The organism is Gemmatimonadota bacterium (assembly GCA_026705765.1).
GTDB lineage: Bacteria > Latescibacterota > UBA2968 > UBA2968 > UBA2968 > VXRD01.
This window is the reverse complement of sequence record JAPPAB010000134.1, coordinates 42,815-63,311: the sequence shown is the minus strand read 5'-3', so window position 1 is coordinate 63,311 and position 20,497 is coordinate 42,815. Positions and strand designations below refer to the sequence as shown.

Annotated in this window: 20 protein-coding genes; 11 read left to right on the top strand and 9 right to left on the bottom strand. The window is 53.8% G+C overall.

The genetic code is table 11. The features are described from left to right. Positions 1–29: 29 nt before the first annotated feature. The 6 genes from OXH16_17980 to OXH16_17955 are packed head-to-tail and all read left to right on the top strand — an operon-like array spanning position 30 to position 6,460. On the top strand, positions 30–1,670 hold the full coding sequence (locus OXH16_17980; GenBank protein MCY3683290.1) for an AAA family ATPase: 1,641 nt from the start codon (positions 30–32) through the stop codon (positions 1,668–1,670). Then, complete coding sequence (locus tag OXH16_17975) at positions 1,603–3,207, top strand: proteasome accessory factor PafA2 family protein (GenBank protein MCY3683289.1); 1,605 nt, start codon at positions 1,603–1,605, stop codon at positions 3,205–3,207. Before OXH16_17980 ends, OXH16_17975 begins: the two co-directional genes overlap by 68 nt. Continuing rightward, the gene (locus tag OXH16_17970; GenBank protein ID MCY3683288.1) at positions 3,208–3,399 is read left to right on the top strand and encodes a ubiquitin-like protein UBact; all 192 of its coding nucleotides are present in this window, start codon (positions 3,208–3,210) and stop codon (positions 3,397–3,399) included. A 3-nt stretch (positions 3,400–3,402) separates the two neighbouring features. After that, a complete protein-coding gene (locus OXH16_17965; GenBank protein ID MCY3683287.1) occupies positions 3,403–4,206 on the top strand; it encodes a proteasome subunit alpha in 804 nt (267 codons plus the stop codon). Then, the gene (locus OXH16_17960) at positions 4,203–5,003 is read left to right on the top strand and encodes a hypothetical protein (GenBank protein MCY3683286.1); all 801 of its coding nucleotides are present in this window, start codon (positions 4,203–4,205) and stop codon (positions 5,001–5,003) included. Before OXH16_17965 ends, OXH16_17960 begins: the two co-directional genes overlap by 4 nt. Further along, the gene (locus tag OXH16_17955; protein MCY3683285.1) at positions 5,000–6,460 is read left to right on the top strand and encodes a proteasome accessory factor PafA2 family protein; all 1,461 of its coding nucleotides are present in this window, start codon (positions 5,000–5,002) and stop codon (positions 6,458–6,460) included. The genes OXH16_17960 and OXH16_17955 overlap by 4 nt, the downstream gene beginning before the upstream one ends. 155 nt (positions 6,461–6,615) lie before the next feature. On the opposite strand, the gene OXH16_17950 is transcribed toward OXH16_17955, so the two are convergent. From OXH16_17950 to OXH16_17925, 6 genes are all read right to left on the bottom strand, one after another. Further along, entirely contained in the window at positions 6,616–7,158 is a 543-nt protein-coding gene (locus OXH16_17950; GenBank protein ID MCY3683284.1) for a DUF1854 domain-containing protein, read from the bottom strand. 1 nt (position 7,159) lies between these two features. Beyond that, the gene (locus tag OXH16_17945; GenBank protein ID MCY3683283.1) at positions 7,160–8,944 is read right to left on the bottom strand and encodes an ABC transporter ATP-binding protein; all 1,785 of its coding nucleotides are present in this window, start codon (positions 8,942–8,944) and stop codon (positions 7,160–7,162) included. Positions 8,945–9,065: 121 nt separating this feature from the next. After that, entirely contained in the window at positions 9,066–9,722 is a 657-nt protein-coding gene (locus tag OXH16_17940) for an isochorismatase family protein (GenBank protein ID MCY3683282.1), read from the bottom strand. A 13-nt stretch (positions 9,723–9,735) separates the two neighbouring features. Continuing rightward, positions 9,736–10,944, bottom strand: a complete 1,209-nt coding sequence (locus tag OXH16_17935; protein MCY3683281.1) for a DUF1343 domain-containing protein — start codon at positions 10,942–10,944, stop codon at positions 9,736–9,738. 74 nt (positions 10,945–11,018) lie between these two features. Then, complete coding sequence (locus tag OXH16_17930; GenBank protein ID MCY3683280.1) at positions 11,019–11,234, bottom strand: hypothetical protein; 216 nt, start codon at positions 11,232–11,234, stop codon at positions 11,019–11,021. Positions 11,235–11,559: 325 nt separating this feature from the next. Further along, a complete protein-coding gene (locus OXH16_17925; protein ID MCY3683279.1) occupies positions 11,560–12,984 on the bottom strand; it encodes a sulfatase-like hydrolase/transferase in 1,425 nt (474 codons plus the stop codon). A gap of 508 nt (positions 12,985–13,492) precedes the next feature. Between OXH16_17925 and OXH16_17920 the strand changes: the two genes are divergently transcribed. From OXH16_17920 to OXH16_17910, 3 genes are read left to right on the top strand one after another with little or no spacing between them, the layout of a single operon-like run. Beyond that, entirely contained in the window at positions 13,493–13,759 is a 267-nt protein-coding gene (locus OXH16_17920) for a hypothetical protein (GenBank protein ID MCY3683278.1), read from the top strand. Positions 13,760–13,792: 33 nt separating this feature from the next. Beyond that, entirely contained in the window at positions 13,793–14,317 is a 525-nt protein-coding gene (locus OXH16_17915) for a TRAP transporter small permease subunit (GenBank protein MCY3683277.1), read from the top strand. Then, positions 14,314–15,633 (top strand): TRAP transporter large permease subunit, encoded by a 1,320-nt coding sequence (locus OXH16_17910; GenBank protein ID MCY3683276.1) that lies wholly within the window; start codon positions 14,314–14,316, stop codon positions 15,631–15,633. Before OXH16_17915 ends, OXH16_17910 begins: the two co-directional genes overlap by 4 nt. A 3-nt stretch (positions 15,634–15,636) precedes the next feature. Here the strand turns inward: OXH16_17910 and OXH16_17905 are convergent, their stop codons facing one another. Further along, positions 15,637–16,746 (bottom strand): TRAP transporter substrate-binding protein, encoded by a 1,110-nt coding sequence (locus OXH16_17905; GenBank protein ID MCY3683275.1) that lies wholly within the window; start codon positions 16,744–16,746, stop codon positions 15,637–15,639. A gap of 192 nt (positions 16,747–16,938) precedes the next feature. On the opposite strand from OXH16_17905, the gene OXH16_17900 reads away from it, so the two are divergent. Together OXH16_17900 and OXH16_17895 are read left to right on the top strand one after the other, a co-directional pair. Then, positions 16,939–17,484: a sigma-70 family RNA polymerase sigma factor gene (locus tag OXH16_17900; protein ID MCY3683274.1), complete on the top strand. Its 546-nt coding sequence runs from the start codon at positions 16,939–16,941 to the stop codon at positions 17,482–17,484. Positions 17,485–17,494: 10 nt separating this feature from the next. Then, entirely contained in the window at positions 17,495–17,911 is a 417-nt protein-coding gene (locus OXH16_17895) for a hypothetical protein (protein ID MCY3683273.1), read from the top strand. A 5-nt stretch (positions 17,912–17,916) separates the two neighbouring features. Here OXH16_17895 and OXH16_17890 read toward each other — a convergent pair whose 3' ends face one another. Both OXH16_17890 and OXH16_17885 read right to left on the bottom strand, forming a co-directional pair. Beyond that, positions 17,917–19,014, bottom strand: coding sequence for a Zn-dependent alcohol dehydrogenase (locus OXH16_17890; GenBank protein ID MCY3683272.1), 1,098 nt, complete (start codon positions 19,012–19,014; stop codon positions 17,917–17,919). Between the two features lie 28 nt (positions 19,015–19,042). Further along, positions 19,043–20,374 (bottom strand): sulfatase, encoded by a 1,332-nt coding sequence (locus OXH16_17885; GenBank protein ID MCY3683271.1) that lies wholly within the window; start codon positions 20,372–20,374, stop codon positions 19,043–19,045. Positions 20,375–20,497 lie beyond the last annotated feature (123 nt).

The following is a 20,497-nucleotide window of genomic DNA, read 5'->3' as shown; positions in this document are numbered from 1 at the left end:
CTGAAGATTTTCTTCAGGACTATGTGGATATGCAGCATACGTTTCAGTCGCTGTCGATTATCGATCAGATTTTGATGACGATGGATGAGACGGATCGACGGCGACCCCTGTTGTTCCAGTTGCGCCGGCAGCTTCAGGAGGATGAGATTACGTTTGAGGAGGCGAGGCGCACGATTGTGGAGCTGGAAGGGGCGCTGGAGAAGGTGACGGCGCCGGCCAATCGGGTGGGGACGCTGCTGTCGGCACCGGAGAATGGCATCGCGTATATTACGGTGGGTGGGGCAGAGTATTACGCCAATGTGGATTCGCGGTTGGATGAGCGGCGTTTGAAGGTGGGGACGCGGGTGCTGGTGAATGAGGCGTTTGCCGTGGTGGGCGATATGGGCGAGTCTCCGTCGGGTACGGTGGGTAAAATTGTCGATGTGCTGGATGATGGGCGCTTGCAGGTGGGGCAAGAACACGGTTCGCAGACGCATGTTTTGCTGCGGGGATCCGATCTGGAGGCCGAGGCGTTGAAGGCGGGCGAAGAGGTGCGGATCGATCCGCATTTTCGCGTGGCGCTGGAGAAGATGCCGCATTCCGAGGTGAAGGATTTTTATCTGGAGGAAGTGCCCGATTTGCCGTGGGAGAAGATCGGTGGACAAAAGGATGCGATTCAGGCGATTAAAGATACGATTGAGATGCCGGTGTTGCATCCGGAGTTGTTTAAGCGGTTTCAGTACAGTACGCCCAAGGGGTTTTTGCTGTACGGTCCGCCAGGGTGCGGCAAGACGCTGATTGGGAAGGCGACGGCGTATAATCTGGAGAAGCAGGTGCAGGCAGACGGCCTGAATCTCAAGGCGTGTTTTATGCATATTAAGGGTCCTGAGATTTTGAATATGTGGTTGGGTGAGTCGGAGCGCAAGGTGCGCGAGATTTTTTCTCAGGCGCGCGAGAAGCGGCGCGAGGGGTTTTTGCCGGTGGTGTTTATCGATGAGGCAGAGTCGGTGTTGGGGACGCGGCGGGCGATTCGGTCGCACAATATTTCAAATACGGTTGTGCCGATGTTTTGTTCCGAGATGGATGGGATCGATTCGCTGCAAGATGTGGTGATTATTTTGACGTCCAATCGTCCCGATTTGATTGATCCGGCAATTTTGCGCCCGGGGCGGATTGATCGCAAAATTAAGGTGCTTCGTCCAGATGAGGATGCCGCGCGCGAGATTTTGGGTATTTATTTGACGGCTGATTTGCCGCTGTCAGAGGATGCGTTAATCGCGCAGGACGGCGATGTGCAGGCCGCGGTTGACGATCTCGCGGCGCGCGCGATCGCAGAGATATATGCCAAACGCGATGATACGCGCTTTCTGGAGGTGTTGCTCAGGAGTGGTCGCAAGGAGGTGCTGACCCGTGGGGATTTGTGTAGTGGGGCTATTCTCGAGTCTATTGTGCAGCGCGCGAAGGAGATTGTGATTAAGCGGTGTATTGCGTCGGGCACGGAAGATGGGATTGGTTTTGACGATTTGCTCGTGGGGATTGAGACGGAGTACAGCGAGAATGAGATTTTCCCGCCGACGGATAATACAGAGGATTGGTTGAAGTTGCTGGATTACGATCCCGAAAATGTGGTGCGCGCAGTGCCGATTCGCCCCCGGCGAGAGCGGCGCGCCTCAAGGCATGGCGTGGTGTGATATGACGCGCTTATTCGGTATAGAAACGGAATATGGGATCACGATTGACGAGGTGGATAAGGTCGATGTGGTAGAAGAGTCGATGCAGTTGATTCGATGCTATCAGCAGGGGGCTTTTGTTCCGTTGTGGGATTATCGGCTGGAGAATCCCCGGCGGGATGAGCGGGGGTTCGAGGTTAAAAATCTGTTGAATGATGCCGATGAGAAGGTGCATTTGCAGCAGGACCGCAAGCGCAAAATTCCGTTTAAAGAATTGAAGAGCGATTTGATTATTTACAATGGGTCCCGGTTTTACAACGATCATACGCATCCGGAGTATTCAACGGGTGAGTGTACGAGTTTGTTCGAGCTTGTGGCACAGGATAAGGCGGGGGAGCGCATTGTGGATATTTGCGCGCAGCGGCGCACGGAGATGCTCGATCAGGGCGTTGTGCGAATGTACAAGAATAATACGGATTTCGAAGGGCATAGCTATGGGTGTCACGAGAATTATTTGATGGATCGCTCGGTGCCCTTCGAGCGTATATTACAGGGGTTGTTGCTGTTTTTTCCCACGCGGCAGATTTTTTGTGGGGCGGGCAAGGTGGGTGTTGAGCGCGAGGATCGCGCACCGATTTATCAGTTGTCGCAGCGCGCGGAGTTTTTTGAGGTGATCGCGAGTGTGGATACGATGCACAAGCGTCCGGTTGTGAATACGCGCGATGAACCCCACGCAGATGCGGCGCAATATCGCCGGTTGCATGTGATTGTGGGCGATGCCAATATGTCGGAGTATATTACGGCGCTCAAGGTGGGGTCAACGGCGCTGGTGATCGATTTGATTGAGGCGGGTTGTTTGCCGGATTATCAGTTGAAGGATCCGATTGCGGCGATGAAGAATATCGCCCGGGATCAGTCGTATGCGTGGCTGGTAGAGGTCGAGGGTCCCGGCCATCGCCTAATTCCCGCGGTTGAGATTCAGGATGCGTTTTTGGCTCTGGCACGGCGCGAGTTTGCCGGGCGGGATCGCGAGACGGATTGGGTGTTGTCGGCGTGGGAAGATGTGATAGAGAAGTTGCGCCGCGATCCAATGGATCTGGTGGGGGTGTGCGATTGGGTGACGAAGAAGTGGCTGATCGATAGTTTTTGCGAGGCGGAGGATCTGGCGTGGGATAATCCCGATGATTTGTTCTGGATGCAGAGCCAGGATCTGGAATATAGCAATGTGGATCGGGACGCGGGGTTGTATTATTTGCTGGAGTCGCAAGGGCAGATGGTGCGTCTGGTGGGCGATGATGAGGTGGCAGCGGCAATGTCGGAGCCGCCTTCGGGTACGCGGGCGTATTTTCGAGGGCGCAGTTTGGAGAAGTTCGGCGATTATGTGTCGTCGATTAACTGGGATCGCATTGTGTTTAAGCGCAATGGCCGCCAGCATGCAGTGGATATGAAATTATTGGTGGATGAAGAGCGGGTAGTGCGTTATAATGAGGTACTTGATCGTTCGGAGACGTTGGAGAGTTTTTTAGAGGCGTTAGACAAGGTGGAAAGGAGGCCGTAGATGGATAAGGTCTTGCAGTTTGAACGACGGACGAAGCCGGTCGATCCGGGAGGACCTGGTCCGGGTGATGATGGCGATGGTGGCCCCGCACGCCCGAAGGTGGAGCGGCCAGATACACGGGATTTGCTGCGGCGCATGCGGCGCGTTGATCCCAATCAGGCGCGGCGCTATCGCCAGCGTACAGGCGAGTAGCCCATGCAATCGGGTGGAGATTTTGTCGATTTGCTGCGGCAATCGGGCTATCGGTTTCCGGGTGAGAATCTGGGCGATGTGCAGGCCGAGCGCGCACTGCCGTTTGAGCCGACGGATGCGACGACGATTCTGGCTTTTCAATATGCCGATGGGGTGCTCGTTGCAGGGGATCGCCGCGCTACTGCGGGCAATATGGTGCTTTACGACCGCGCGGATAAGGTGATTGATCTGGATGCGTTTTCGGTGATGGCAATTTCGGGGTCGCCTTCGATTGCGTTTGAGATTGCGCGGATTCTGGAGCATGCGTTTCAGTATTATCGCCGCCGTTTGCTTCAGGAGATGAGTTTGCAGGCGAAGTTGCGCCGGTTGTCGCTGCTGATCAAGGATAATTTGCCGATGGCGATGCAGGGTATTGGCGCTGTGATTCCGATTTTTGCGACGTATGACCGGGTGGATGCGCGGGGTAAAATTTATTTTTACGATGCGCTGGGGGCGCAGTTTGAGAGTGCGGATTTTACGACGACGGGGTCGGGGTCGCCGGCGATTCGCGGTGCGATGTATTATTTGAATCGCTGGGGCGGTCGGCGCTTTGTGGATATGGATCGGGATGCGGCTATCGGGCACGCGCTTCAGCTTCTGGATACGGCGTCGGAATACGATTCGGCGACGGGACGATACGAGCGGTCGGCTGATATTTTTCCGTCGGTGAAGACGATTACGGCGTCGGGTCTGGCGGAGATCGAGACCGAGGCGTTGCGGGAGCTTTATGTTCAATACGTGGATGGGGAGGAGGCGGGACGCGCATGATGTTGTCTGATGAGCCGTATCGCTGGGCAGAGGCTGTTGCGAATCGGCGCGATTATATTGAGGATCAGATTCGGGCGGGTAGTCCGGTTGTGGGGGTGGGTTATGAAGATGGGATTTTGTTGCTGACGCTGTCGGAGAGTCAGCAAAAGGTGTTTGAGGTGTACGATCGCATTTTGGTCGCGGGGATTGGGCATTCGACGGATATCGAGAATCTGCGACAGGCCGCGATTGATATGGCGCATTCGATTGGGTTTAATTATTCCGAGGACGATGTGACACTGCGTCAGATTGTGTATTTTGGTCTCGGTCCTGCGATTAAGGCGGGGTTTGACGATGTGGTGCGGTCCCCTTTTTTGGCGCGGGTGCTTCTCGCGGAGCTGGATGGGCAGGAGGGGGCGCACATTTTTTATTCAGTGGATTACGATGGGGCGTTTCACCGGCACGAGAAGTGGGCTGCTGTGGGGGGCGTTGTGGAGGCGGATGTGATGATGGTGCGCGAGTTGTCGGGCCTGGATACGGCGGCGTTGTCACTGTCTGATGCCGCAGGTGCTGCGCTTCGCGCCTGGGCAATAGGGCGATGGATTGGGAAGATGGATGAGGTGCCTGCCGATTCTGAGAATCTCGAGCAGGTGGTCGGGGAGGTCGATGTGGATGATGTGCTCAAAGCGGAGTTGAAGGATTTGGAGGTGGAGGCGGTGGTGCTCGAACGGTCGCAGTTGGGGAAGAATAAGTACCGCAATGTCGGTGTAGAAGAAATTGCGCCCGCTCTGGCGCAGTTCACTGAGGGGTCCTCATGAGAGATCGCATTTTTGGCATTGAAACCGAGTATGGGTGTTTGGCACCCGAGCACGAGGGTTTTGTGAGTCCAGATACCATTTCGGTGAAGGTTAAGGATCACATTTTTCACGTTGACCGTATCGGGATTGTGGATATTCACTATCGCGGACGGGATGAACCCCCGGGCAATGGGGGTTTTTTGTTTAATGCCGGGCGGATTTATATCGATATGGGGCATCTGGAGTACGCGACGCCCGAGTGTATGGGGTTGTGGGATATTGTGGCTTTTGATCGGGCTGGCGATATCATTTTGCATCGGGCATTGCACGCGCTGGGGTTGGCCAAGGAAGCGTCGTTTTTGAAGAATAATATCGATCACTATACGGGTGCGACGTTTGGCTGTCACGAAAATTATCTGGTCAGGCGCAATGTGCCGTTTTCAACGGTTGTGATTCCCGCGCTGTTGCCGTTTTTGGTGACGCGCCAGATTTTCTGCGGTGCAGGTCGCGTGGGCAGTTATGACGATAGTTTTTATTATTATGGGCACAATGCGCGCGATGCGGTCAATCGGGAGGATCCGGTGAATTTCCAGATTTCTCAGCGTGCGGATCATATTGTGACGGAGATTTATCAATGGATTCAGTTTTCTCGCGCGATTATCAATACGCGAGATGAACCGCTGGCAGATCACAGCAAGTACCGCCGTTTGCACCTTCTGGTGGGCGATTCGAATATGTCGGAGTATGCGACGGCACTGAAGGTCGGTACGACTGCGATGGTGCTGAATCTTCTGGAGCGGAAGATTTTCCCGGGGGATGTGGTGGCGCTGGGCGATCCGGTGTGGGCATTGAAGGAGATTTCGCGCGATCCAACGCATAAGTGGATTCTGGATCGGCAAAATGGGCGCTCTATTTCGGCGATTGATATTCAGCGCGTTTATCTGGATTTGTCGCAGCGCCATTTGAGAGGTCTGGATGAGGAGTCGGATTGGGTGCTGGATGAGTGGGAGCGCACGCTGGATGATCTGGAGTCCAATCCGATGCAGTTGACCGATCGTCTGGATTGGGTGGCAAAGAAGTGGTTGTTGGATGCGTTTCGCGAGTCGGAGAATTTGAGTTGGGACGATCCGTGGTTGCAGAGTTTGGATCTGGAGTATCACAATATCGATCCCAATCGCGGGTTGTATTTCGATCTGGAGCAACAGGGGAAGATGAAGCGCGTGTTGACCGATGATCGCGTTGAGGAGGCTTGTGGGACGCCTCCGGCTGATACGCGGGCAAAGGCGCGGGCGGCGATGGTGAAGACGTTGTCGGAAAATCGGGTGCGGTATATTGTGGATTGGGATTCGGTGTATTTGGAAAATGAATACCATTTGAGTTTCCGCGATCCGTTTGATACGTATGACGAGGCGGCAGAGGCGTTTGCCGAGGAGGTCGAGATCGCGTCGAAGATGATGGGGTTGAGGAGGGGGAAGTAGGTGAAATGCGGGAAATGCAACCACAGATGAACACCGATAAACACCGATAAAACGTAAGATACAAGACGTTAAAGGCACGTCATCGCGGTATGCTGTTGAGCCGCGATCCAGAAGGTTTTTAGCCGTTGGATATATTGTCCAGCGGCTTTTTTTGTTTATCGCCTGCTCCTGCCCCCTCGCCGTCCGGAGTAGTGGCGAGAGCTCATGGGCAGGTACGCGCGGGCGATTTTTTGACTGACGCGGTCGAGTTTGGTATAGTCGGGGATTTTGTAGCGTTTGCGCGTTATGGCGTCGGTGAATACGATTTCGGGGAATGCGTTGAGGTTGAGGTTCTGATCGCCGCGGATTGTGAAGTCCATAGGTCCCGCGTCGGTGTCGATGTCCCAGGTTGTGCCGCCTTCTTTGTTGCTTTCGATGTTGCGTATGGTCTGAATTTTGGGGATGTCGTAGCGGTCTTTGAGGTGTTCTTCAATGAGCGCCCGGGATTGTGTGTTTAGTCCGTCGAGTGTGGGCAAGAGGCCGAGTTCGGTTCCGTCCCGGTCGCGGAGGCTGATCCACTGGTCGGGCGTGGAGAAGGGGAAGCATCGCACGATGTGATCGATGTACAGTTCTTCTCCGTCGGCAAAGAGGACCAGGCTGTCGCCGTTTTGACGTATGTCAATGGTTTCGGGGATGAGTTGTTGTATCATGAGGTCCATGTTATGCCTCTTCCAGCGCGAATTGCATGTCGCACAGGCGGGCGTAGAGGCCGTCGCTGGCGAGTAGCCGGGTGTGTGTGCCGGATTCGACGATTTTGCCGCGGTCGATGACGTAGAGGCAGTCGGCGCGGCGCACGGTGGATAGGCGATGGGCGATCGCAAAGGTGGTGCGGCCTTCCATGAGGCGTTCGAGTGCTTTTTGGATGAGCATTTCGGTTTCGGTGTCAACAGAGGATGTGGCTTCGTCCAGGATGAGGATGCGCGGGTCGTTGAGGATGGCGCGGGCGATGGAGATGCGCTGTTTTTCGCCGCCGGATAGGCGCACGCCCCGTTCGCCAATGTGGGTGTCATAAGCGTCCGGAAATCCGCAGACGAAGTCGTGGGCGTTGGCCATCATGGCGGCGTTGATGATGTCGGCTTCGGTGGCGTTGAGTTTGCCGTAGGCGATGTTTTCGCGGATGGTTCCGTTGAAGAGGAAGGGTTCTTGTAAGACCATGCCGATTTGGCTGCGCAGGGATGCGCGTTGCATGTTTTTGAGGTCATGTCCGTCAACGCACACGGTGCCGGAGTCGGGGTCGTAAAAGCGGCAGATGAGGTTGATGATGGTGGTTTTGCCCGCGCCGCTGGGTCCAACGAGGCCGATGAGCTGGCCGGATTGTGCGATGAGGGATACGCCCTGGAGGACGGGGGGGCCGTGTTCGTAGGCAAAGGTGACGTTTTGAAATTCAACGCGGCCGTTCAGGCGGGCAAAGGCGCGGGCGTTGGGGGTGTCTTTTATTTCGGGCTGGGTGTCCAGGATTTCAAAGATGCGACGCGCTGAGGCGGCTGCGCGCACGATGGTGTCGTTGATGCGGGTGAGGCTTTCTACGGGGCCGTAGAAGCGCCAGAGAAAGCTTTGAAAGGCGAAGAGGGTGCCGATGGTGAGGGTGCCCGAGATGATTTGTTGCCCACCAAAGAGGAGGACGAGGAGGGGCCCCATGGAGATGATGAATCGGGCGAGGGGGAAGAAGGCGACGCGGGTTTTGATGATGGTGATGCTGATGGTGAGGAAGGCTTTGCATTTTTGGGTGAAGCGAGAGAGTTCGTGGCCTTCGCGGGCAAAGCATTTGATGACGCGGATGCCGGAGAGGTTGTCTTGCAAGAGGGCGCTGATGTCGGCTATGCGTTCGCGCGCCATGGTGTAATAGGGGCGTATGGTGCGGTTGTAGAAGATGATGAGGATGCTGTATATGGGCATGGGCAACAGGGTAATGAGGGCGAGTTCAAAGCTGAGGCCAAAGAGGATGCTGCCGTAGATGATGATGGTTGCGATATTGACGAGTACGCGTTCCAGGGTGTCTGTGACGGTGTATTGGAGGGATTCGACGTCGGCGGTTACGCGCGACATGAGTTCGCCTGTGCTGCGGTCGTTGTAAAAGCGCAGTCCCAGGCGCTGGAGGTGGTCATAGACCTGGACGCGGAGGCTGAAGAGGATGTCCTGACCCGTTCGGTTGAGGAGGTAGCGGTTGATGAAGCTGAAGATGGTGTGGAGGATATAGACGCCGAGGAGGAGCAGGGCGTAGTATTGGAGGCGGTCGAAGTCGGCTGCGATTTTTGTGTCGGAGAAGTCGCCGCCAATATAATTCCCTTCTGTGAAGTAGGGGGTCAAGATGTTGTCGATGACTTCGCGCATGAGCAGGGGTTGCGCGGCATCCAGGCCGATCATGACGAGGGTGGCGCCGATGCCGATGCACACGCGGCCCAGGTAAGGGCGAACATAGGTGACGAGGCGAAGGAAGACGTTCATGGGAATTAAAAATTAAAAATTAAGAATTAAAAATTGTTGATGTTTGTAGGGGCGAGGCATGCCCGTCATCGCGGCATGGTTTTGAGCCGCGATCCAGAGGTTTTTGCCTTTTCATCTGTGTTTATCTGTGTTCATCTGTGGTTGCTTTTACGTTTTTAGGGTTGACAATTTCATCGGTGGATACGATTTCGACGCCCTGTTGTCGCCATTCGGCTACCAGGCGGTCGCCGCGTTCGGGAACGATGGCTTGTGCGGCGTCCAGGACGAGATAGATGGGCGCTGTGTTGCGTTTTAAGAAGCCGTTAATGGCGTAGGCGTTGCAGACGTCGAGGGCTACGCCGTAGAGGACGATGCGGTCGGGTTTGATGGCGTTGAGTACAGGTTCGACGTTGGGGTTGGTGAAGACGTCAAAGCGCTGTTTGCGAAAGATGATTTCCCCGGTGTGTTTTTGTACCCGACCGATGAGGTCGCCCGGGGCATCCGGGTCGATCCAGAGGGGGTTTTGCGGTTGGGTTTCAGGTACTTTTTTTTGTCCTTCTGTGCCGGCGATGCAGTGGGGGGGAAAGGTTTTCAGGAAGTCCGGGTTGTCGGAGATTTCAGGGTCGTCTATCTGGTGGTTGTCAACCGAGCCGTAGATGGGGATGTCCCGTTGTCTGGCATAGTCTGTGAGTTTTTTGAGGTTCGGCAAGCGCTTTTCCGATGCGGTGACGTAGAGTTTGCCGTCGGGCATGATGAAGTCGTATTGGGTATCGACATCCCAGAATATGACGCCGGGCATGGGGGGCTCCTTTTTAATACAAAAAGTATTTTTCCCTCACAGTAGCGAATTTTTCCAACGCCGATTCCCATCGCTCCCATATTTCCCGCGCACTGTCGCCTTTTAAGAGGGCTTCGCGCACGGTGCTGGTTCCCATGGCACTGTCAAAGCGTTCATGCCGGTCTTTTGGGATTTTGAATTCGGGATATGTCGCTACGAGATGGGCGAGTATGGATACTTCTGTGCGCGTGGGTCGAAAGGCGACGGGGTCTGTTATGTGCAGGAATATAGCCTGTACTTTTTTGTTGCGAAAGAGCCATGTGTCGGGTTTAAAGATTATGGGTTGAAATTCTACGCCGGGCAGTTGCATGGCGTTCAGGTATCGGGCTGTTTTTTCTGCGTTGATCCACGGCGCGCCGACGATTTGAAAGGGCATGTGGGTTCCTATGCCGATGTGCAGGGTTCCCAATGTGCCAATGGTTCCGGTTGCGGCAAAGCATATGGCAGATTCGGGCGATGGGATCCTGGGGGATGGCGGGATCCAGTTGCGTCCGATGTCCGCCCAGCGCGTGTTGCGCTGATAGCCTTCCAGGGGTACGACTGTGAGGGAACAGGCGAGGAGGTGTTCCCGGTTGAGATATCGGGCGAGTTCGCCTGCGGTAAGTCCATACGCGCGGGGTACTGGATATAGGCCCGCGACCAGGGATCGCCATTTTTCTTCGCTTATGGGTCCATCTACGGTTAGTCCGCCGAGGGGGTTGGGGCGGTCGAGGACGATGACGCGTTTGTTGTGTTCGCCCGCGGCTTTTATGATTTTGGTGAGGCTCCAGATGTAGGTGTAGGCTCTGCTGCCCACGTCCTGTATGTCGTAGATTATGACGTCGATGTTGTCCAGTGCGGATTTCAAGGAGCGGCCGCTTCCGTAGAGGGAATATACGGGCAGGCTATCCATTTGCGTGTCGCGCACGTGTTCGCCGGCTTTTGCTTTTGCTGTGATTCCGTGTTCAAGTGCAAATAGGGCGACGAGGTTTACGTCCGGGTGCTGTTGCAGGGCGGCGATTGTTGTGGTGCCTGTTTTTGTGCGTCCCGTGGGGTTGGTGATCAGGCCGACGCGTGCATTTTCTACCAGATGGGTGTGGTGTGCCAAAAATACATCTACGCCCATTTGTACCTGTGTTGCTGAGGCAGATGTTGCAAGGTGCAAAAGAAAGAGAATGGCGGTGTACCTTGTACCTGTTCTCACGATTTTTTTCCGAAAAAAAACGGGCAGTTGCTCACAGGCGACTGCCCATCTTATTGAGTAATTCTGTTTTGGTTTTAATGCACGGTTTCAACGGTTTGCGCCAGTTTTTTCCATTTGCCAAAGGCTTTCCAGTTGATGGTTTCGCGTTCGCCGTTGCAATTTAATATGCCTGCTTGCAAATATTCCCTGATTCGTCCTTTTACCTGTTGGGGAGTTATGTTCAGTTGTGTAGCAGCAACGTCTTCGTCTATCCCAGCCGCCAGCAGTTTTAACAGTGCCGTGTCGTCCATGGCAGGGTTCCTCAAGAGATGTGAAACATACTACACCGCTTTCTGATACGGGACCAGAGAGTCGGACCGAATGGGTGGGGAAGGGGAAGTTCCGCTAATACCTGCAATTCCGCATTCTCACAATGTATGCAATATAGCCATTCTTTTCTTATTTGCAAGGTAAATCATAAAGGTGAAACGTGAGACGTAGAAAGTACCCGTCATCGCGGCAGGGTGTAAGCCGCGATCCAGAGGTTTTGATTTTGCCTTTCGCTTTTGCCTTTCATCCGTGTTTATCTGTGTTCATCGGTGAGACAGCTCAAGTTATTCGCTGTCTTCTTTGCCTTTATATCGCCGGCAATGGCGCGTGGTCATTGGTCTGGTGTTGCCACAGTCGAATGCGGGCCGCGATTTCTCGCGCCCGGTCGCGGTGCGCAGGGTCGTCAAAGAGGTTGGTTTCTTCATAGGGGTCGTTGTTCAGGTCGAATAATTCGCACTGGTCGCCAGCACATAAGTTGAGTTTCCACCGGTCTCCGGTTACGGCACAGCGCCAGGGCAAGGTGGCCATGAGGTTGATTTTTGGGTTGCCCAGGTTGCGGTCGCCTATGCCGTTCCATTCCATGAATGCGGTGTGGTCGCGCAGGTCGGCACCGCCGTTTAAGACATCGGCACACGGGCGGCCCGGGAGGGTTGGGCGCTGATTGGCGAGTTCCAACAGGGTGGCGATGAGGTCCGCGTGTCCAAAGACGCCGTCGATGCGCTTTTGCGTTTGGGTGAGCCACGGGACGCTTAAGATCATGGGGACGCGTGCAGATTCTTCGTAGAATGCGCGTTTTTCAAACATGGCGTGGTCGCCCGCCATTTCGCCGTGGTCGCTGGTGACGGCAAAGATGGTGTTTTCCATTTGTCCGGTTTCTTCCAGTGCCTGTACCATGCGGCCTATGGCGTCGTCGATGATTTTTACGTTGCCGTAGTATTGCGCCCGCAGTTTTCGCCAGGAGTGTTCTTGTCGCATGTCCTGGCCTTCAACCCTGTTGCTGAGGTAGTGTTCTGCGCGGGCGCGGTTAAACAGGGCGTGTCCTTCTGGTTTTTTGATGAAGGTGGGGCCAACGGGCAGGGCATCGGGGTCGTACATGCCGTCGTAGGGTCCGGTCATTGGGGGGTGTGGCTCAAATGTGCTGAATACGAGGAGCCACGGGCGGTGTGTGTTTTCCCGGATGAATCGCTCGGAGTGGTTGGCGATGAAGGTGCCCATCTGGTATTCTGCGGGGAGTTGGGATCGCTGGCGCGGTGAGTAGATGATTTCTCCGGTGGCGCTGTTGTTTTGGGGTTCTATGCCCTGTTCTTTCATCCAGTAGTAATAGCTGCTGAAGGGCAGGCCGGGGCGGGAGTATTTGTTGCGGTGGTCGTCTTCTGTGCTGATCCATTCGTCAAAGCCGTGTTGTCGCACGGAGTCGTCGCCGAGGTGCCATTTGCCAAACATGGCTTTCCGATAGGTGTCGGGTAGCATTTCTGCGATGGATGGGATTTCGTCGCGCAAGTGGTCGCGGTTGACCATGCATTCGTGGTTGTGCGGGTACAGGCCGGTCATGAGGGATCCGCGCGCGGGGGTGCATACGGGTTGGGTGACGTAGGTGTTTTCAAAGACGAAGCTGCGCTCTGCCAATGCGTCTTGATGCGGCGATTGTATCCAGTCGTTGCCGTAACACCGCAGGGTGTCCGTGCGCTGCTGGTCGCTGATGAAGAGCAGGATGTTCGGTTGTTCTGGCATGCGGTTACTCCTTTTTTGGGTAAGAGCGATAATTCATGGGCGCGTTTTTTGTGTAAATTTAATATGCCATTTTGAATTTACACAAAAAATGATCCTATATCAAAGGTCATGTTTTGCCGTTTACTATGCGGATTATTATTTATATTCTTTGGTGGATCGCTTTTTGGCAAAAATTGCTTTTTTTGTTATTATCAATTTATATTAAAAAATATTAGCGTCACAATCAGACTACCGCTTAAGGGATGATAACTTGGCAACGCCGCCACTGGTCGTTCTCGATACAAATGTACTTGTAGCTGGACTATGTCGCCGTATAGGCTCTCCCAGTTTCAAAACCTGCCCGATGAAGAGGACAATTTTGTATTAGAAGCGGCTGTTGCAACCAACGCTTTAGTGATAACAAAAAATGTTACAGACTTTCGAACAGGTGAGTTGAGATTTCCAGATCTGGTAGTTTTGACTCCTCAACAATTCTGTGACCTGTATCTATAGCCGATGGAGACAAACCATGAGCGCGATTTCTGTACGATTGCCGGACGAACTAAAGGACAAAGCGATGCGGCTGGCAAAAAAGAAAAATATGTCTTTTAACACCTTGGTAAACTATTGGCTTCAAGCTGCTGTCCAACAGGATGAGACTATCGAGTGGATGAAGAGTCGTCTGAGTGGAAAAAATCCTGACCTCGTGATCGCTAAATTTGGAGATTTCCTACAAAAAACACAGCCTGGTGATGAGCCATCTATAGATGAAATTCAGCAGGCGATGGAAGGGTGATTTCTTGAGGCACGCAAGTTTCAGGAGCGCATTTTGCAGGTTTTAAGAGCATATATCCGATTTGTCGATGGATTAAATGAGCGCGTTGGTAGGGCGATTGCGTGGCTTACCGCTGTGCTGGTGGCGGTGGTGTGCTACGATGTTTTTACCCGCTATTTGCTGAAGAATAGCCTGGTGGCTGTTCAGGAGTTGGAATGGCATTTGTTCGCGCTTATTTTTCTTTTGGGCGCGGCGTATTCGCTCAAGCACGATCAACACGTGCGGGTGGATGTGTTCTATAGCCGGTTTTCCGCTCGTAAGAAGGCGTGGGTGAATCTGGTTGGTAGTGTTCTGTTTTTGATTCCGTTTTGTGTGATTGTGATTGTGAGTTCACAGTATTTTGTGGTTAGTGCGTTCCACATTGGGGAGACGTCACCCGATCCGGGGGGGTTGCCCGCGCGTTGGGTGCTGAAGGCGGCTATTCCTTTCGGCTTTGTTCTGCTTTTGCTACAGGGTCTGGGGCTGGCGTGTCGGTCTTTGCTTTCCGTCCTGGGGCGCGATGAGGAGGTGGGTGGATGATCGAGGCGATGCCCCTGATTTTGTTTGGGGTTCTTTTTCTTCTGTTGCTGGTGGGCTTTCCGGTTGCGTTTACGCTGGGTGGTGTTTCTTTTATTTTGGGCTATTTGACGTTTGGTCCGGCTTTTTTTAATCTTTTGCCCCTGCGTATCTGGGGTGTGATGACGAATTATGTGCTGATTGCCGTGCCTTTGTTTGTGTTTATGGGGGTGATGCTGGAGAAGTCCGGGCTGGCTGAGAATTTGCTGGAGACGATGGCGTTGCTCTTTGGGCATTTGCGCGGGGGGCTGGCGATTTCTGTGGTTGCTGTGGGGGCGCTGTTTGGGGCTTCTACGGGTATTGTGGGCGCGACTGTGGTGACGATGGGTTTGCTGAGTTTGCCGACGATGCTGAAGCGGGGATACCGCCCCGAGGTCGCCGCGGGGACGATTTCGGCGTCGGGTACGCTGGGGCAGATTATTCCGCCGAGTATTGTGCTGGTGCTGCTGGGTAGTGTGCTGAATGTTTCGATTGGGGATATGTTTGTGGGGGCGGTGGTGCCGGGGTTTGTTCTGGTGGGTCTTTATGCGGTTTATCTGATTTTGATTGCGATTTTTAAGTCCGAGTGGGCTCCGGCGATGCCAGAGGAGGAACTCGCGCAGTTTCACGGCAGGGCGATGGTGAAGCGCGTTTTTCAGGCGTTTATTTTGCCGGCTGTTCTGGTTGTTGCGGTGCTGGGTTCTATTTTTGCGGGGATTGCTTCGCCTACCGAGGCGGCGGCAGTGGGTGCGTTTGGCGCGACGCTTTTGACGGTGTTGCAAAAGAAGTTTTCATATCGGACGCTGAAGGCGGTGATGGTGGAGACGACGCATCTGACGTGTATGGTTTTTATTATTCTGGTTGGGGCTACGGCGTTTGGTCTGGTGTTTCGCGGTATGCACGGCGATGCGTATTTGACGAATTTGATTCTGTCGGCAAATATGAGTCCGGGGGCGTTTCTCGCGCTTGTGATGGTTATGATTTTTGTGGCGGGATTTTTTATCGATTTTATCGAGATTACGTTTATTATTGTTCCGGTTGTTGCGCCTATTTTTGTGGCGTTGGGTGTGGATCTTCTGTGGTTGGGTATTTTGATTGCGATGAATTTGCAGACTTCTTTTTTGACGCCGCCTTTTGGTTTTTCGCTTTTTTATCTGAAGGGGGTCGCCCCGCCCGAGGTCCGCACGGGCCATATTTATCGGGGGATTATTCCGTTTATTATTATTCAGCTTATCGGGCTGACGCTCGTGATTACTTTTCCCGAGATGGCGACGTCTTTGCCAAAATATTTGGGGGGCTGATGATCATGCACTCAAGTTCTCGTAATAGATTTTCTCCGATATCGCCGCCCAGCCGTTCATTTTTTTCCGAAATGCTTCAAATGATTCATATACTTTTTTGCTCATGGCATCGGCTGCGACGAGTTCATCCACGACTTCTCCGGCGTATTGTTGAAGTGTGTTGAGGACTTCGTCGGGGAATTTTTTCAGGATGACGTTGTGGTCTTTTATGAGGGTTTGCAGATGTACATTGTTTTTCGCCTCAAATTCCGATAGTGCCCAGGCATTTGCGCGCGCTGCTGCGGTTCGCACGATGTCTTGCAGGTTTTTGGGCAGGGTTTGATATGCGGATTTGTTGACGATGAGTTCTATGACGGTGCCGGGTTCGTGCCAGCCGGGATAGTAGTAGTATTTGGCGGCTTTGTAAAAGCCCATGAGTGTGTCGTGATAGGGTCCGATCCATTCGGTTGCGTCGATGACGCCGCGTTCGAGGTTGGTGAAGATTTCTGCTCCGGCTGATAAGATAGCGGATCCGCCGGCTTTGGAGATGACTTTGCCGCCGAGGCCCGGGATGCGCATTTTGAGGCCCTGCAAGTCGCTTACGGCGTTGATTTCGCGGTTGAACCAGCCGCCCATTTGTACGCCGCTGTTGCCTGCGGGGATGGGGATGAGGTTGAATGGGGCGTAGAGTTCTTCCCATAAGGCGAGTCCGCCGCCGCTGGTGATCCAGGCGTTCATTTGTTGGGCGTTCATGCCAAAGGGTACAGAGGCAAAGAATTGGGTTGCCTGCGCTTTTCCCGCCCAGTAATACGCGGCGCCGTGACACATTTCCGCGGTTCCGGCACTGACGGCGTCAAAGCCTTCGAGGGGGGGGATGAGTTCGCCGCCGCCATAGACCTGTATTTTGAGCTGGCCTTCGGACATTTCTTCTGCCCATTTGGCGATGTGTTCAGCAGATTCTCCCAGGATGGGGAAGTGCGGCGGCCAGGTTGTGACCATTTTCCATTCGTATTTTTTTCGCGTTTGTACAGCGGGTGCCCCGGTTTCCTGTGGGGATGCACAGCCCGCCAATAATGCAGCACCGCCGGCAAGTCCGGCTTTTTTTATGAAGTCGCGACGTTTTACTCGGTCCATTGTGTCTCCGATTTAATTGAGGGGTTTGTACAAATCAAATTATACACCCTCTCAATATAAATAAAAAATAAAAAAAGTTTGAACCTTTTGGCAAAACAGGTGTATGCATACGTAGAAACGCGCTATAAATCACATACTGTTTGGTTTTTTATGTTCCTGAGAAAATATCACACGCTTTCCGATGAAAAGCTCATGGCCCGCATTCAGCGGGGCGATACGGCCGCTTTTGACGAACTTTATACCCGATATAGCAAGCGAATGCTTTACTATTTCCATCGCATGCTGGGGGGGGACGAGGAGAAGGCGCAGGATTTTCTCCAGGATTTGTTTTTGAAGATTGTCGAGAAGCCCGCCCGTTTTAAGCGGGGGAATGCCTTTACGTCCTGGCTTTATACGGTTGCACACAATATGTGCAAGAATGAGTATCGCAAGCAGAGTGTGCGGAAGGTTGTGGTTAATGATCCCGATATCGATATGCATTGTGGGTGGGTTGATGGCGCTTATGCGATAGAAAAGGCGTGCGATGAACGGGCTTTTCTAAGTGCGCTGATGGATGAGCTGGATAAGCTCAGTGTGGATCAGCGTACGACGTTTTTATTGCGGCATCAGGAGTGTCGCAGTATTCGAGAGATTAGCCAGATTCTCGGGTGTCCGGAGGGGACGGTTAAATCGCGACTGCACCATGTTACGCAGAAGTTGGCAGAGAAACTTCAGGGACGAAATTCCCTGTGTGGATGAGGAGATGGATATGAGGCGGGTTATTCCGTTTAAAAGGAAAGAGAATGTGGATGAGTTGTTGAGCCAGGTGCTCGCGGTTCCCAGGTCCGGCGGGCTGGAACCCGATCCGGCGATTCGCCATGCTGTTGTTGCACAGATGTCCGCGCGAGAACGCAGTGGGTTCAATATATGGCGTGCGCTGTCGGATGTGTTTCCCGTGCGCTGGCCCGTTTATCAGATGGCTTTTGCGATGGGGATTGTGCTGTTTGCGGTTTTGGGTATCCGCCAGTCGCAGCCGGATCCCACAACGACAGGGTCCCCCGAATCGCCAGTTGCGGTTATGGATACGAGCCGGACCGATTCTCCCCGGGTTTCGCTTTCAGACACGCTTTCGCAACGCGGTATGATCAATATTTTTTCCGCTTCGAGTCCTGTAGATAGTCTTTGATATTTTTAGAAGACGATTAATCCCCGCGCGACTTCTCCAGCGGCCAGAGCGTCAAAGGCTTCGTTTGCGCCTTCGAGGTCGAACCGCCGGGTTACGAGTTCGTCGATTTTTAGTTTTCCGGCGAGGTAGAGTTCTACCATGCGCGGGAAGTCGTCCCAGGTTCTCGCGCTTCCATACCTGCAGCCGCGCAGGATGCGTTCGTTGGATTGGAGGCTGCCGGTGTCAAATGTGACGGTGGAGCCGGTTGGGGGCAGGCCGATGAGCAAGCACTGGCCCCTGGATGCGAGACAGTCCCAGGCTTGATTGATGACTTGCGCGTTGCCGACTGCTACAAATGAATAATCCGCCCCGCGTCCGGTGAGGTCTTTTATGGCTTCGACCGGATTTTCTTTGCTGGCGTCTATGGTGTGCGTCGCGCCAAAGGATTTCGCGTATTCCAATTTGGCGGGGTTGATATCGACTGCTATGATGGGGTGTGCCTGGACGAGGGTTCCGCCCTGTATGACGTTCAGGCCAATTCCTCCTGTGCCGAATACGGCCATGCTGGCTCCAGGCGTTACGGCTGCGGTGTTGATGACGGAGCCTACGCCGGTCATGACCGAACAGCCGATTAAGGCGGCTACTTCGAGGGGCATGTCTTTCCGGATGGGGACGGCACAGGAGGCGGGCATGACGGAGTATGAGGCATAGCTGCACGCGGGTCCGTAATGGTACGCGGTTTGTCCTTTTATTTTCATTCTGGATGTGCCGTCCATTAATACGCCTTTGTCCGGCATCTGGTGCTCACATAAGTGCGATAGGCCGGTTACGCAGTAGTGGCAGCGACCGCATGCCGGTGCCCAGGATAGGATGACGTGGTCGCCGGGTTTTACGTGTCGTACGCCGGGTCCCACTTCTTCGACGATGCCAGCCCCTTCATCACCCAATACCATGGGCATTGGATATCCGGTCCAGCTTCCATCTACGACGTGCAAACAACTGTGACATACGCCGGTGGCGGTCATGCGTACCATGACTTCGTCTTCTTTCGGTCCTTCCAGGTCCAGGTCTTCCACTTCCAGCGGTCTTCCCGGCTCCCAAAGTAATGATGCTTGCATTTTCATGGGGTGTCTCCTTAAAAAAGTATCTAACCTACACCACGACCTCCGGCGTCTCGTTCGGCGAGCGCCCGTCGGAGTTGTTGACTTTAGACCCGCCCGGTGCAGGGACATGTCCGTCTGGCAAGAGGGGGTCATGCGTTTCTTTCATCCATGCTTCCAATCGATGGCTCAGGTCCTTCCGCACAGGTGCCAGGTCTTCCCGGTCGATGATGTTGTGCGTTTCATCGGGGTCGAATATGAGGTCGTATAACATTTCCTGATCGCGCGGCAATTTTTCCCAGTTTTGATTGAGTAAGAAGGCTTTTGTGGGTGTGTCATCGACGTTGGGCAATACGAGTTTGTCGCGGTTGTCGTATCGCCGAATGTATTTGTATCTTTCGGTGCGGATGCTGCGCATAGGTTCATACGCGGCGTGATAGGTGACTTCTGAAAAGATTTCTTCCCGATGATGATCCTCGTTTATCAGAGGGTGTAGAGTTTTTCCCTGTACGTGGTCGGGTGTTTCTATGCCGGCAGCGCGATATGCCGTGGGTAACAGGTCCATTAAGCTGACCATCGCGTTTACGACTTTTCCGCCTTCAAATCCACCCGGTCCGCGTATGATGAGGTACACGCCAATGCCGTGGTCTGTCAGGTTGCACATGTTGCGCGGAAATTGTAAGCCGTGGTCGGCAAAGCAGAATACGAGGGTGTTGTCGGATAGGCCGGTTTCTTCGAGTGCTGCGAGTACGTTGCCGTAGTGGTTGTCCATGATGCGCGCAGAGGCTTTGTAGTCGGCTGTGTCGGCGCGGGTTTCCGGCGTGTCGGGCAGGGGACGGGGGGGAATGCAGTATTGTTTGCGTTCTGCGGGGTATTTGTCGGGTTCGGCACTGTGAAATGGTCGGTGCGTTTCGTTTAGGCCGAGGTTGAGGAAGAAGGGTTGTTGGGGTGCGTTTTTTATGAAATCTACGACGGCGTCGGCGGGTTCGATCCATTTGGGCTGGCCGGGGTAATTTGTGTCCAGTCCGGAGAGGATTTCGTCGTATCCAATGGTGTCCAGGTCCGGTGCGGTGTGTTCTACGCCAGCGGTTGCGGTGAAGTAGCCATGTGTCTTGAAGATGCGGGCTGCATGCCAGTCGTAATTCGTCATGGCAAAGCCGCGGTGTGCAAGGCCCGTCATGCCACAGGAATGAGGGTACATGCCGGTTAAGAAGCTGGCTCTGCTGGGCGAACAGGTGGGGGCTGTGGCATACGCCCGCCGAAATAAGACGCCTTGTTCTGCCAATCGCTGCATGTGCGGCGTTGGTACGGCGTGTCCATAGGGTTCAATATAGGTTCCGGTGTTGTGCGAGTGCATAAATAAGATGTTTGGTCGGTCGTTCATGCAATCCTTCCTTGTGGTGGGGCTTGTTTGTTTGTATTTTAATCCGCCCATTGTAATGGATTTTTCGCGCGATTGAAATATTTTTTTTCTTTTAACTTCACATTTTGAAAGTTCAGGGTCGTT

Bases quoted from the DNA above. Each gene is read 5' to 3' on its own strand.
- OXH16_17980 (MCY3683290.1), top strand. From the start codon at position 30: ATGCAGCATACGTTTCAGTCGCTGTCGATTATCGATCAGATTTTGATG.
- OXH16_17975 (MCY3683289.1), top strand. From the start codon at position 1,603: ATGTGGTGCGCGCAGTGCCGATTCGCCCCCGGCGAGAGCGGCGCGCCT.
- OXH16_17970 (MCY3683288.1), top strand. From the start codon at position 3,208: ATGGATAAGGTCTTGCAGTTTGAACGACGGACGAAGCCGGTCGATCCG.
- OXH16_17965 (MCY3683287.1), top strand. From the start codon at position 3,403: ATGCAATCGGGTGGAGATTTTGTCGATTTGCTGCGGCAATCGGGCTAT.
- OXH16_17960 (MCY3683286.1), top strand. From the start codon at position 4,203: ATGATGTTGTCTGATGAGCCGTATCGCTGGGCAGAGGCTGTTGCGAAT.
- OXH16_17955 (MCY3683285.1), top strand. From the start codon at position 5,000: ATGAGAGATCGCATTTTTGGCATTGAAACCGAGTATGGGTGTTTGGCA.
- OXH16_17950 (MCY3683284.1), bottom strand. From the start codon at position 7,158: ATGGACCTCATGATACAACAACTCATCCCCGAAACCATTGACATACGT.
- OXH16_17945 (MCY3683283.1), bottom strand. From the start codon at position 8,944: ATGAACGTCTTCCTTCGCCTCGTCACCTATGTTCGCCCTTACCTGGGC.
- OXH16_17940 (MCY3683282.1), bottom strand. From the start codon at position 9,722: ATGCCCGGCGTCATATTCTGGGATGTCGATACCCAATACGACTTCATC.
- OXH16_17930 (MCY3683280.1), bottom strand. From the start codon at position 11,234: ATGGACGACACGGCACTGTTAAAACTGCTGGCGGCTGGGATAGACGAA.
- OXH16_17925 (MCY3683279.1), bottom strand. From the start codon at position 12,984: ATGCCAGAACAACCGAACATCCTGCTCTTCATCAGCGACCAGCAGCGC.
- OXH16_17920 (MCY3683278.1), top strand. From the start codon at position 13,493: ATGAGCGCGATTTCTGTACGATTGCCGGACGAACTAAAGGACAAAGCG.
- OXH16_17910 (MCY3683276.1), top strand. From the start codon at position 14,314: ATGATCGAGGCGATGCCCCTGATTTTGTTTGGGGTTCTTTTTCTTCTG.
- OXH16_17905 (MCY3683275.1), bottom strand. From the start codon at position 16,746: ATGGACCGAGTAAAACGTCGCGACTTCATAAAAAAAGCCGGACTTGCC.
- OXH16_17900 (MCY3683274.1), top strand. From the start codon at position 16,939: ATGGCCCGCATTCAGCGGGGCGATACGGCCGCTTTTGACGAACTTTAT.
- OXH16_17895 (MCY3683273.1), top strand. From the start codon at position 17,495: ATGAGGCGGGTTATTCCGTTTAAAAGGAAAGAGAATGTGGATGAGTTG.
- OXH16_17890 (MCY3683272.1), bottom strand. From the start codon at position 19,014: ATGAAAATGCAAGCATCATTACTTTGGGAGCCGGGAAGACCGCTGGAA.
- OXH16_17885 (MCY3683271.1), bottom strand. From the start codon at position 20,374: ATGAACGACCGACCAAACATCTTATTTATGCACTCGCACAACACCGGA.